Raw genomic sequence first — 12072 nt, 5'->3', positions numbered from 1 at the left:
GCGCATCGCCCGGATGCCTCAGTCCGCGCGACCGGCGAATTCGCCCGTCGTGGTGTTCACCAGCACGCGCTCGCCGTTGCCGATGTACTCGGGAACCATGATCTCGATGCCGGTCGACAGCTTCGCCGGCTTCGGACGCTTGGTGGCCGTGCCGCCCTTGAGCTCCGGCGGCGTCTCGATCACTTCGATCGCCACGCTCTGCGGCAGCTGCAGTGCGACCGGTGCGTCGTCGATGATCTGCACGTAGCAGCCGGTGAGGTCGGCGACGATGTAGCCGGCCAGGTCGCCCACGACGTCGGCGTCGAGCGTGTACGGCGTGTAGTCCTCGTCGTCGAGGAACACGAACGCGTCGCCGTCCTTGTACGAGAACGTCGCCTGGCGGCGGCTGAGCTCGACTTCCTTCAGCTCGTCCTCGGCGCCCATGCTCACGTCGAGTTTGGTGCCGCCGGGCACGCTGTACATGGTGAAGCGGAACTTGACGTTGCCGCCGCGGCCCTGCGGCGAGCTGCGCTCGATGTCGCGGATCTGGTAAACCGCGTTGTTGTACTCGACAACGTTACCTTTCTTTACGTCGTAGGCTTTCATGGCTTGTTCGTTGGTTGTGATTCGTGATTCGTGAGTCGGAACAGCGCGTGGTTGCGAGTGGTGTCGTGCTTTCGAATCACGAATCACCAAACACGAATCACCGCTTCACTTCGGCGCAAGCCGCGTCGCGCCGTCGAGGCGGATCGTCTCGCCGTTGAGGTAGGTGTTGCCGAGGATGTACGCGACCAGGTCGGCGAATTCCTTCGGCTGACCGAGGCGCGACGGGAACGGGATCGACGCGGCCAGCGACTGCTGCACCGAGTCGGGCATGCCGTCGACCATCGGCGTCCAGAACACGCCCGGCGCGATGGTCATCACGCGGATGCCGAAGCGCGACAGTTCGCGCGCCATCGGCAGCGTCATGGCGACGACGCCGCCCTTCGATGCGGAATAGGCGGCCTGGCCGATCTGGCCTTCGTACGCGGCTACCGACGCCGTGTTGACGATCACGCCCCGTTCGCCGTCGGTGCCAGCCTCGTTGTGCTGCATCAGGTCCGCGGCGGCCTTGGCGACGTTGAAGCTGCCGACGAGGTTGACCATCACGGTGGACTGGAACTGCGACAGCGGCATCGACGCCTCGCGGCCGAGCACGCGGCCCGCGCCGAGAATGCCGGCGCAGTTGACCGTGACGTTCAGCCCGCCGAGGAACTCGCGCGCGGCCTTCACGTTTTCGGACACACCGGTTTCGCTGGTGACGTCGGTCTTGAAGTAGCGGGCGTTGATGTCGCCCAGTTCGGCGACGGCGGCCGCGCCCTTTTCGTCGTTCACGTCGAACAGTGCGACCTTGCCGCCGTGGGCGACCAGGTGCTGGGCAACGGCGAGGCCGAGGCCGGAAACGCCGCCGGTGACGATGGCGCGGACGGATTGGAGCTGCATGGGCGTGGTTCCTGACGCGGAAAGGCGGGATTTTAGCTTCTTTCGTCGCGTTTCCCGCGACCGGGCACAAAGCGCGTGGCGTACGCGATCTGTGCCGCATCGCTCGCCCCGGCCCTCACCCCAACCCCTCTCCCGGGGGGAGAGGGGCTTGAAGCGTCAGGCCATTCCCACCGTCGGATACCGCTCGCGCAGCTCTTCGGGCGTCATGCCGGGCGCGAACAGGAACCCCTGGCCCACGTGGACGCCCAGCTGCAGCAGGAAATCGCGGTGCTGCCCGGTCTCCACGCCCTCGGCGACCAGCGCCAGCCCGAGGCTGCGCGCGATGCCGGTGACCGCCTGGCAGACGGCGACGTCGGACTGGTTGTCCGGTACGCCCTGCACGAACAGCTGGCTCAACTTGAGCCCGTGGATCGGCAGCCGGCGCAGGTAGTTCAGCGCGCTGTAGCCCTCGCCGAAATCGTCGATCGTCAGGATCACGCCGAGCTGGCGCAGTGCGGCGAAGGTGCGCAGCGTGTCGGGGGCGTCCTCGATGAGCACGCGTTCGGTGAATTCCAGTTCCAGCGCATGGCCCGGCAGGCCGTACTCGGCGAGCACCGCGGCGACGGTGCTCGCGAGGTCCTCGCCCAGGAACTGCCGGTACGACACGTTCACCGCCACGCGCGGGATGTTGAGCCCGGAGTCCTGCCATTCGCGCATCTGCCGGCAGGCTTCGTTGAGCACCCAGTCGCCGATCCCGACGATGTCGCCGGTGGTCTCGGCGTGGTCGATGAACTTGTCGGGACGGATCTCGCCGAGCGAATGGTTGCGCCAGCGGATCAACGCTTCCGCCGCCACGACGTCGCCAGTGCGCATGTCGATCTGCGGCTGGTAGACGAGGTGGAACTCCTCGTTGTTGACGGCGCGGCGCAGGTGGGTTTCCAGCTGCAGGCGATGCAGCTGCTGTTCGGCCAGTTCAGGCGTGAACGTCTGCCAGCCGTTGCGGCCGCGCCGCTTGCTGTCGTACATCGCCACGTCCGCGCTCTGGATCAGCTGCTGCGAACGCACGCCGTCCAGCGGTGCCTGCGCGATGCCGATGCTTGCGGTGATGCTGAATTCCTCGCCGTCCAGGCGGAAGCTGTCGCCGAAGATTTCGAGGATCGCGTCCGCCAGGCGCTCCGGGCGCGATGGATCGCTGCCGGTGTCGCACAGGATCAGGAACTCGTCGCCACCGAAACGCGCGATCAGCCCTTCGTTGCCGATGGCGCGCTGGATGCGGCGCGCGGCTGACGCAAGCAGGCGATCGCCCGCCGCATGCCCGAGCACGTCGTTGACCACCTTGAAGCGATCCAGGTCGACATACAGCACGGCCAGTTGCGAGCGCAGCGGATCGTCGAGCCGGCTTTCGAGTTCGGCAAGCACGGCGTCGCGGTTGAGCAATCCGGTGAGCGGATCGCTGCGCGCCTGCACGCGCAGAGTTTCCTCGTCGTGCTTGCGCTCGGTGACGTCTTGCAGCGTGCCGGTCAGGCGGGAATGCAGCGGATCGCCCGCTTCGGCCTCGCCGATCACGCGGGCCCAGAACGTGCGTCCGTCGGCGCGATGGCCCTGCACTTCGAGGTCGAGGTTGCGGCCGAACGAAATCGCCTGGCCGAGCGCGGCGCGCAGGCGGTCGCGATCGTCCACGCGCAGGCAGTCGAGCATGCCTTCGATGGTGTCCGGCGCCGGCCGATGGCCGAGGATGCGCTGCGCTTCCTCGGTGAGATAAAGCCGGTCCGGCGTCACCTCCCATTCCCAGCCGCCGATGTGCGCCATGCTCTGCGCGCGGTCGAACAGCGTGCTGTCGCGCTTGAGCGCGGTGATGTCGGAGAACAGCGACAGCACCTGCTGCGGCTTGTCGCCGCCGGCCGGGAACTGCGGCACGGCGGTGACCGAAAGCCACATCAGCTGCTGGCGCTGGCGGTGGTACAGGCCGACGACGGTGCTTTCGATGATGCGGCCGCTTTGCAGCGCACGCGCCGATGGGTAGCGGTCGGACGCCAGCTGGCGCCCGTGTTCGTCCATTACCAGCCACTGCTCGCCGCGCATCGCGTCGTTGACCAGCTCGTCCTCGCCGACACCGAGGATCTTCATCGCGGCGACGTTGGCGTAGGTGATCTGCAGTTCCGCGTCCTGCACGACGATGCCGCGATCGATCGCCTCCATCAGCTCGCGATAGCGCAGTTCGGCGGTGTGGCGGCTGCTGAGGTCGCGCGCGACGGCGACCATCGCCTTGCGGCCGTCGAAGGTCAGCCCGGCGGTGTGCACTTCGACCGGGAAGCGCGTGCCGTCGCCGCGCATGTTGGTGACTTCGACCACGTAGGTGTCGCCGCGATTGAGCGTTTCCCACACCGGGACCATGTGGTCCTGCGGCAGGTCGGGATTGAGCGTCTCGATCGGCTGGCCGACGATTTCCTCGCGAGCGCGGCGATAGGCGTTCATGCCGGCCTTGTTGAGGTCGAGCACGGTGCCGTCCCACGCGATGATGCTCACCGGATCGGGCACCGCATCGAAGAGCGTGCGATAGCGGGCACGTTCGGCTTCGCAATCGGCCAGCGACTGCGCGAGCGCCTGGTGCGCCTGCAGCAGCAGCTCGCGCGTCGGCGCGGGCAGGGCGCTGTCGCGCGCCGCGTCCTGCAACGCCGCCAGCGTGGTTTTCGCATCCACCGGAAGGGGCGGGGCGGTGTCCTGCGCGGGCGAGCGTGGCTTCATGAGGAAGGGTCAGGTGGTGGCGAGGGCCTTGCCCACCTTGCTGCCGGTCTCGCGCCCGAGTTTCGAAGCGAGCCAGCGGCCGGTGTCGGCGAGTCTGGCAAGGTCGATGCCGGTCTCGATGCCGAGCCCGTGCAGCATGTACACGACGTCCTCGGTCGCCACGTTGCCGCTGGCGCCCTTCGCATAGGGACAACCGCCAGTGCCGGAGACCGCGGCGTCGACGACGGCAGCGCCTTCTTCCAGGCACGCGAGTACGTTCGCCAGCGCCTGGCCGTAGGTGTCGTGGAAATGCACGGCCAGTGCGTTGACCGGCACTTCCGAGGCCACCGCGAGCAACATCGCGCGCGCCTTGCCGGGCGTGCCGACGCCGATCGTGTCGCCGAGCGAGACCTCGTAGCAGCCCATGTCGTGAAGTGCACGCGCGACGCGCACGACGTCGGACAGCGGCACTTCGCCCTGGTATGGGCAGCCGAGCACGGTCGATACGTAACCGCGCACCGCGACGCCGTCGGCACGGGCGCGTTCCATCACCGGCGCGAAACGCTGCAGCGATTCGTCGATGGAGGCGTTGATGTTCCTGCGGTTGAACGCCTCCGATGCCGCGGTGAACACCGCGATCTCGTCCACGCCCACGGCGCGCGCACGTTCGTAACCCTGTTCGTTCGGCACCAGCACCGGATAGCGGACGCCCGGCGCGCGATGGATGCCGGTGAAAACTTCCGCAGCGTCGGCCAGCTGCGGCACCCACTTGGGGCTGACGAAGCTGGTCGCTTCGATACTGCGCAGGCCGGTGCCGGAAAGCCGGTCGATCAGTTCGATCTTGTCGGCGGTGGCTATCGTCGCCTTTTCGTTCTGCAGCCCATCGCGCGGGCCGACTTCGACGATGCGGACGGAAGACTTCATGCCGGCCTCATTCGTCCTGCGCCAGCGCGACGAGCACGGCATCGGCTTCGACGAAGTCGCCCGCGGCCGCGCGCACCTGCGCGACGGTGCCCGCGCGCGGCGCCTTCAGGCTCAGCTCCATCTTCATCGCTTCGATCACCATCAGCTCCTGTCCGGACTCCACGGTGTCGCCCTCGGCGGCCTTCACCAGCACCACGCGGCCCGGCATCGGCGCGAGCACGTTATGGCCGGCGTTGCCGCCGCCGCTGCGCTCGTGGCGATACATCGGCACCCCCAGCAGGCGCAGGCGGCGTTCGCCGTCGTGCACCACCAGACGCTGGCGGTCGTCGGCCAGCGTATCCAGTTCGAACGTAAATCGGCGTCCATGTCCGCCAATGCGCAGGCTGAGCGCCCCGTCGGCCTCGATTCGTGCCCCTTCGACCGCGTGGGACTGGCCCGCCAGGTCGATCCGGTACGTGCCGCCCGCGCCCTGCGCCTGCAGCTCGACGCGGTTGTCGCCCTGGAGGAACGCCAGGCTGCGATGGCCGCCGTGGCCGAGGCGCCAGCCGTCGGCGATTGCCCAGGGCGAGGTCGGATCGGTCGACGCCGCGGCGCGGCGGCGCGTGTCCTGTTCCTGCGCGAGCAGCACCGCGGTGGCGCCGGCGATCAGGCGCTCGGTGATGTCTTCATCGGCCGGCGCGAGGAACTCGTCGAGGTGGCGGTCCAGGTACCCGGTATCGATGGTGCCGTCCACCACGGCCGGATGCCGCGCGAGGCGTTCGAGGAATTCGATGTTCGACTTCGGCCCGGCGATGTCGCACGTCGCCAGCGCCGCGCGCAGCCGGGCCAGTGCGGCGGGGCGGTCGGCGGCGTGCACGATGAGCTTGGCGATCATTGGATCGTAGAAGATCGTGACGGTGTCGCCTTCGACCACGCCCGAATCGATGCGCACGCCTTCGCCCGCATGCGGCAGGCGCAGGCGTTCGAGCTTGCCCGAACCGGGCAGGAAGCCGGCGTCGGGATCCTCGGCGTAGAGGCGGACTTCGATCGCATGACCGTTCTGCGCGATGGCGTCCTGCTCGTGCGGGAGCGCGTCGCCCGCGGCCACGCGCAGCTGCCACTCGACCAGGTCGAGCCCGGTCACCATTTCGGTGACGGGGTGCTCCACCTGCAGGCGCGTGTTGATTTCCATGAAGTAGAAACCGCCGTCCTGGCCGACGATGAATTCCACCGTGCCCGCGTTGACGTAGTCGATCGAGCGCGCGGCGAGCACCGCGGCTTCACCCATCGCGGCGCGCAACTGCGGCGTGAGGAAGGGCGAGGGCGATTCCTCCAGCACCTTCTGGTAGCGGCGTTGCGCGGAGCATTCGCGTTCGTTGAGGTGGATCGCGTGCCCGTGCGTGTCGGCGAAGACCTGGATCTCGATGTGGCGCGGCTTCTCGACGTAGCGCTCCAGCAGCACGCGATCGCGACCGAAGGCGTTGGCGGCTTCGCGCTGGCAGCTTTGCAGGTTCGCCGCGAATTCGCCGCTCGCGCGCACGATGCGCATGCCCTTGCCGCCGCCGCCGTGCGCGGCCTTGATCATCAGCGGATAGCCGATGGCGTCGGCCTCGCGCTGCAGGCGTTCGGGCGACTGGTCCTCGCCCGTGTAGCCCGGCACGACCGGCACGCCGGCGGCCTGCATCAGCTCCTTCGCGCCGGCCTTGCTGCCCATCTTGCGCATCGACGCCGCCTTCGGGCCGATGAAGGCGATGCCGGCGGCTTCGACGGCATCGGCGAAATCGGCGTTCTCGCTGAGGAAGCCGTACCCGGGATGCACCGCCTGCGCGCCGGACTTCAACGCGACTTCGATGATCGCGTCGCCGCGCAGGTAGCTGTCCTGCGGACGCGGACCGCCGATGGGCCACGCCTCGTCGGCCTGGCGCACGTGCTGCGCATCGGCGTCGGCTTCGGAATACACCGCGACCGTGCGGATGCCGAGGCGGCGGCAGGTGCGGATGACGCGGCAGGCGATTTCGCCGCGGTTGGCGATCAGGATCTTGTCGAACGGGCGTTGGGGCATGAGGTCACTCGGGACGGTGGCACACGGCTTCGATGTTGTTGCCATCGAAGTCGATCACGAAGGCGCCGTAGTAGTTCGGGTGGTAGTGCGGGCGCAGGCCGGGTGCGCCGTTGTCGCGCGCACCGTGCTGCAGGGCGATGGCGTGGAACTCGTCCACGGCGGCACGCGATGACGCGACGAACGCGACGTGCAGGCCGGTGCTTGCCGTCTGGCCAGTGCCGATCCAGAACGCGGGCTTGCCGTCGGGGCCGAAGCCGCACCCTTCGTAGCCGCCGGTCTGCTCCTTCGTCACGTCCATGACGATGCCGTAGTCGAGCACGCCGAGCACGCGCTCGTAGAAGGCGCGCGAATGCGCGTAGTCGGACACCGTGATTCCCATATGGTCGAGCATGGTCGGTCCTCTGGTTCGATTACGGGATCCAGCGCGGCTTGCGCTTGTCGAGGAACGCGGTGAGTCCTTCCTGGCCTTCCTCCGACACGCGCAGGCGCGCGATCAGCGCGGCGTTGTCGTGGTCCAGGCGATCGCGATCGCGCTCGAACGCCACCCGCCGCACCAGCGTCTTGGCCTCGGCGCTCGCGTGCGGGCCGGCCTTGAGCAGCAGGTCGACCTGGCGTTGCACCGCGGCATCCAGCGCGTCGCCTTCCACAACCTGGTGCAGCAATCCGATCTCCAACGCGGTCGCTGCGTCGAAGATTTCCGCCGTGGCGAACCAGCGTCGCGCCTGGCGCGGACCGATGGCATCGAGCACGTAGGGCGAGATCACCGCGGGCAGCAGCCCGAGCTTGCTCTCGGTCAGGCCGAACTTCGCGTCGGCCGAGGCAATGGCGATGTCGCAGCACGCCACCAGCCCGACGCCGCCGCCGAAGGCCGCGCCCTGGATGCGGGCGACGGTCGGGCGGGGGAGTTCGTCCAGGGTCCGCATCAGGCGGGCGAGGGCGAGCGAATCGGTGCGGTTGGCCTCCTCGCTGGCGGCGGCCATGCCGCGCATCCAGTTGAGGTCCGCGCCGGCCGAGAAGGAGGCGCCTTCGCCCTCCAGCACCACGACCCGGACGCTGTCATCGGCGGCCACGGCTTCCAGGGCGCCGGTCAGGGCGGCGATCAGCATCGCGTCGAAGGCGTTGTGCAGCTCCGGACGATTCAGGCGCAGCCGGGCGACGGGCCCTTCGCGCAGGTTCAACAGCGGATTGGTCATCGGCCGGATTGCTTGCTGGAGTCTGGCGAATGATAGCCGCTGCCCTCCGATGGCCATGCTGCAGCCGCGTACGGCGGCGGCCGGGTGCTACAATTGAGAACGATTCCCATCTTGTCGACCCGTCGCCGCCGGCGGCGGGTTCGGCCTAAAGGTGACCCTTGAAGCTGTCCGAACTCCAACGCCGCACCGCCGCCATCGTCGAAGCCGTCGAGGACCAGGCGCCCAACGACGCGATCGCCCGCCGCCTGCGCGAGCTCGGCTTCGTGCGCGGCGAACGCGTGGAAGTCATGGCCGCCGGCCCGGTGTCGAAGGAGCCGCTGCTGGTGCAGATCGGCTTCACGCGTTTCGCGCTGCGCCGCACCGAGGCGGCGCGCGTGAGGGTCTCGCTCGAAGGCGCGCAGGCCGCGGCGGGAGCGATCGCGTGAGCGCGGCCGAAGGGACGGTGAAGGGCGTGGCCGCCGTGCAGAGCGCGACCGCGCAGAGCGTGCGCGTCGCGCTGATCGGCAACCCCAATTGCGGCAAGACGGCGCTGTTCAACCAGCTGACCGGCAGCCGTCAGAAGGTCGCCAACTACGCCGGCGTCACCGTGGAGCGCAAAGAAGGCCGTTTCCACGCACCGTCGGGCCGCCACTACGCGGTGCTCGATCTCCCCGGCGCCTACAGCCTGCACGCGGCAAGCCTGGACGAAGCGGTCGCGCGCGACGTCTGCCGCGGCTTCTATCCGGGCGAACCCGCGCCGGACGTGCTGGTGTGCGTGGTCGACGCGACCAACCTGCGCCTGCACCTTCGTTTCGCGCTGGAAGTGCGCGAACTCGGCCGCCCGATGGTGCTGGCCGTCAACATGATGGACGCCGCCAAGCGCCGCGGCATCGAAGTGGACCTGGCCGCGCTGGAACGCGAACTCGGCGTGCCGGTCGTGCCGACGGTGGCCGTCCGCAACGGCGGCGCGCGCGAACTGGTCGCGATGCTCGATCGCGTCGCCGGCAAGCTGCACGAGCCCAGTGCGCACCTGCCGGCCGACCTCGTCCACGATCCCGACGCGCTGCACGCCGAAACGCGCCGCCTCCTGTCGCTCGCCGTGACGATGCCGCGCCGCACCGCCGAGGTGGACGACGCGCTCGACCGCTGGCTGCTGCATCCGGTGCTCGGACTGGTGTCGCTGGCGGTGGTGATGTTCCTGATCTTCCAGGCCGTGTACGCCTGGGCGACGCCGCTGATGGACCTGATCGAAGCCGGCACCGGCGCGCTCGGCGAGACCGTCGGCAGCGTCATGCCAGACGGTCCGCTGCGCAGCCTGATGCTCGACGGCATCATCGCCGGCCTGGGCGGCGTGATCGTGTTCCTGCCGCAGATCCTGATCCTGTTCGCCTTCATTCTCGCGCTCGAGGAATCGGGCTACCTGCCGCGCGCGGCCTTCCTGCTCGACCGGTTGATGTCGCAGGCGGGCCTGTCGGGGCGGTCGTTCATCCCGTTGCTGTCGAGCTTCGCCTGCGCGGTGCCGGGCATCATGGCGACGCGTTCGATCCAGGATCCGCGCGACCGCCTCGCCACGATCCTCGTCGCGCCGCTGATGACGTGCTCGGCGCGCCTGCCGGTGTATGCGCTGCTGATCGGCGCGTTCATCCCGCAGCGCCAGGTGGCCGGTGGCCTGCTCAACCTGCAGGGCCTGGTGCTCTTCGCGTTGTATGCGGCAGGCATCGCCAGCGCGCTGGCCGTGTCGTGGATCATGAAGAAGTGGCGCCGCGACAAGAGCGAGCACGCACTGCTGCTCGAACTGCCGTCGTACCGCATCCCGCATCCGCGCGACCTGCTGATCGGCCTGTGGGAACGCGCGTGGATCTTCCTGCGCCGCGTCGGCGGCATCATCCTCGCGCTGACGATCCTGCTGTGGTTCCTGCTGTCGTTCCCGGCGGCGCCGGCGGGCGCGACGGGCCCGGCAATCGACTACAGCTTCGCCGGCCGCATCGGCCACGCGCTGACAGCGGTATTCGCGCCGATCGGCTTCAACTGGCAGATCTGCATCGCACTGATTCCGGGCCTGGCGGCGCGCGAAGTCGCGGTGTCCTCGCTGGCGACGGTGTACGCGCTGTCGGCGGCCAACGATGAAGCCGCCGCGCAGGCGCTGTCGCCGATCATCACCGGTTCGTGGTCCCTGGCGACCGCGCTGTCGCTGCTGGTGTGGTTCATCTACGCGCCGCAGTGCATTTCGACCCTGGCGACGATCCGGCGCGAGACCAACTCGTGGAAGCAGGTGGCGATCGCCACGGGCTATCTGTTCGGCCTGGCGTACCTGGCGTCGTTCGCGACGTACCACATCGCCGTGGCGCTGGGCGCGGGCTGACGATGGACGCCGGCCTGCTCGCGCAGTACGCGATCATCACCGTCGCGGTGATCGTCAGCGCGTGGTTCGTCGCGAAGCGGCAGTTCCCGAACGCGGTGCGCCGACTGCGCGTCGGTCTCGCCATTCCGCTGGTGCGCGAAGGTCGCGCCGCGTGGGTGCAGAAGCTGGGCCGCCGGATCGCGCCGCCATCGACCTTGGCCGATGCGTCCTGCGGTGGCTGCAACAGCTGCGGGCCGTCGGCGCCGCGGCGTCATTGAAACCGGCAAGTTCCTTTCCCGAGTAACGAAGCCCCTCTCCCGCGTGCGGGAGAGGGGTTCGGGTGAGGGCAAACCGAGGCAATGCCGGACAAGGCGTCAGTGTTTCCGCCGCGCCTTGTACCCGCGCACTTCCACCGCTTCGACTTCCAGCGTGAACGAGCGCTCCTCGCCATTGAACAGCGCGCCCACGCCCATCACCTGACGTTCGATCTCCTCGCCATCCGCGTTACGGATGGTGAGCACCACCGAGTACTCCAGCGCGTTCTCGCCGGGCGGCGGCTTGATCGTGCCCTCCACGCGCAGCGGCACCGACCGCAGCTTCGCGGACTGCGCGGCGTCCGGATCGAAACGCAGGTGGTGCCGGCACGACGGACAGACGTTGGCGCTTTCCAGGATCGTCGTCTTGCAGTGCGGGCACGTCCGCGTCGCGCCGGGCGTACCGGGGCGCGCGAGGCTCATGACGTGGCGGACGCCTCGGACTTCGATTCGCCCTTGTCGGCCTTCTCGTTCTTCTCGGCCTTGCCGGCGCTGCGCGTGTCGCGATCCTCGAATCCGAAGTCGACCTGGCCGCGCATGCGCGAACCCGGCGCGATGCTGACGACGCCGGCCTTGATGTCGCCGACGACCACGCCACCCTCGAGCAGTTCGACGCGCTGCGCCGATTCGACATTGCCTTCGAGCTCGCCGGCGATCACGACCTTGCGCGCACGCACGCCGCCGTTGACCTTCGCGCCGACTTCGACGGTGAGGTCGCCTTCGACATGCACGTCGCCCTTGAACCGGCCCGCGATGCGGATGTGGCCGGCGCCGTTGATCTTGCCTTCGATCGACAGGTCGGCGGCGATCACCGACTCCTTGCCTTCGCGTTCGTTCGCACGCGGGCTCGGCGACGGCGCAGGAGAGGGCGCAGGCGCAGCTGCGGCGGCGGGCTTGGGCGCGCCGAAGGAGAACTCGTCACGTGCCGGTTCCTTCGGCAGCGCCGATTCGGTCGGATTGGTGGGAGCGGGGCCGTTGTCGCGCTTGGGCGTTGCGGGCTGTGGGGAATTGAAGATCGCCATGACGCACTTCCTCGATTGGCAGGGGCGGGGCAATGCACGGGGGTGCAGAGAACGGGGTGCAACCCACCCGAGGCTACGCCCGCAAAACCGCGCT

At 68.8% G+C, this 12072-nt stretch carries 12 protein-coding genes; 3 read left to right on the top strand and 9 right to left on the bottom strand.

From position 1 onward, the window contains the following. Positions 1–18: 18 nt before the first annotated feature. The 7 genes from yeiP to DX912_RS07080 form a co-directional block, all read right to left on the bottom strand. The gene (gene yeiP / locus DX912_RS07110; protein ID WP_115841783.1) at positions 19–585 is read right to left on the bottom strand and encodes an elongation factor P-like protein YeiP; all 567 of its coding nucleotides are present in this window, start codon (positions 583–585) and stop codon (positions 19–21) included. A 105-nt stretch (positions 586–690) separates the two neighbouring features. After that, positions 691–1461: an SDR family NAD(P)-dependent oxidoreductase gene (locus tag DX912_RS07105; protein ID WP_115841782.1), complete on the bottom strand. Its 771-nt coding sequence runs from the start codon at positions 1459–1461 to the stop codon at positions 691–693. A 156-nt stretch (positions 1462–1617) separates the two neighbouring features. Then, the gene (locus tag DX912_RS07100; protein ID WP_115841781.1) at positions 1618–4185 is read right to left on the bottom strand and encodes a sensor domain-containing protein; all 2568 of its coding nucleotides are present in this window, start codon (positions 4183–4185) and stop codon (positions 1618–1620) included. A 9-nt stretch (positions 4186–4194) separates the two neighbouring features. Next, positions 4195–5088: a hydroxymethylglutaryl-CoA lyase gene (locus DX912_RS07095; protein ID WP_115841825.1), complete on the bottom strand. Its 894-nt coding sequence runs from the start codon at positions 5086–5088 to the stop codon at positions 4195–4197. 7 nt (positions 5089–5095) lie between these two features. Next, positions 5096–7129 (bottom strand): acetyl/propionyl/methylcrotonyl-CoA carboxylase subunit alpha, encoded by a 2034-nt coding sequence (locus DX912_RS07090; RefSeq protein ID WP_115841780.1) that lies wholly within the window; start codon positions 7127–7129, stop codon positions 5096–5098. 4 nt (positions 7130–7133) lie between these two features. After that, positions 7134–7520 carry a VOC family protein gene (locus DX912_RS07085; protein WP_115841779.1) on the bottom strand — a complete coding sequence of 129 codons (387 nt, stop codon included), beginning with the start codon at positions 7518–7520 and terminating at the stop codon, positions 7134–7136. A 19-nt stretch (positions 7521–7539) separates the two neighbouring features. Beyond that, positions 7540–8322 (bottom strand): enoyl-CoA hydratase-related protein, encoded by a 783-nt coding sequence (locus tag DX912_RS07080; protein WP_115841778.1) that lies wholly within the window; start codon positions 8320–8322, stop codon positions 7540–7542. A gap of 158 nt (positions 8323–8480) precedes the next feature. Here DX912_RS07080 and DX912_RS07075 point away from each other — a divergent pair, with 158 nt between their 5' ends. From DX912_RS07075 to DX912_RS07065, 3 genes are read left to right on the top strand one after another with little or no spacing between them, the layout of a single operon-like run. Continuing rightward, the gene (locus tag DX912_RS07075) at positions 8481–8747 is read left to right on the top strand and encodes a FeoA family protein (protein WP_115841777.1); all 267 of its coding nucleotides are present in this window, start codon (positions 8481–8483) and stop codon (positions 8745–8747) included. A 59-nt stretch (positions 8748–8806) separates the two neighbouring features. Next, positions 8807–10663 carry a ferrous iron transport protein B gene (gene feoB, locus DX912_RS07070; protein WP_115841824.1) on the top strand — a complete coding sequence of 619 codons (1857 nt, stop codon included), beginning with the start codon at positions 8807–8809 and terminating at the stop codon, positions 10661–10663. Between the two features lie 2 nt (positions 10664–10665). Continuing rightward, the gene (locus tag DX912_RS07065) at positions 10666–10920 is read left to right on the top strand and encodes a DUF6587 family protein (protein ID WP_115841776.1); all 255 of its coding nucleotides are present in this window, start codon (positions 10666–10668) and stop codon (positions 10918–10920) included. 96 nt (positions 10921–11016) lie between these two features. Here the strand turns inward: DX912_RS07065 and DX912_RS07060 are convergent, their stop codons facing one another. Next, positions 11017–11379 (bottom strand): hypothetical protein, encoded by a 363-nt coding sequence (locus DX912_RS07060; protein WP_115841775.1) that lies wholly within the window; start codon positions 11377–11379, stop codon positions 11017–11019. After that, positions 11376–11978: a bactofilin family protein gene (locus DX912_RS07055; RefSeq protein ID WP_115841774.1), complete on the bottom strand. Its 603-nt coding sequence runs from the start codon at positions 11976–11978 to the stop codon at positions 11376–11378. The genes DX912_RS07060 and DX912_RS07055 overlap by 4 nt, the downstream gene beginning before the upstream one ends. Between the last annotated feature and the right edge of the window lie 94 nt (positions 11979–12072).

It is taken from the genome of Lysobacter soli, assembly GCF_003382285.1.
In the GTDB taxonomy this organism is placed as follows: Bacteria; Pseudomonadota; Gammaproteobacteria; order Xanthomonadales; family Xanthomonadaceae; genus Lysobacter_J; species Lysobacter_J soli.
Note: the sequence above shows the minus strand (reverse complement) of the source record. Positions and strands in the feature narration are given on the sequence as shown.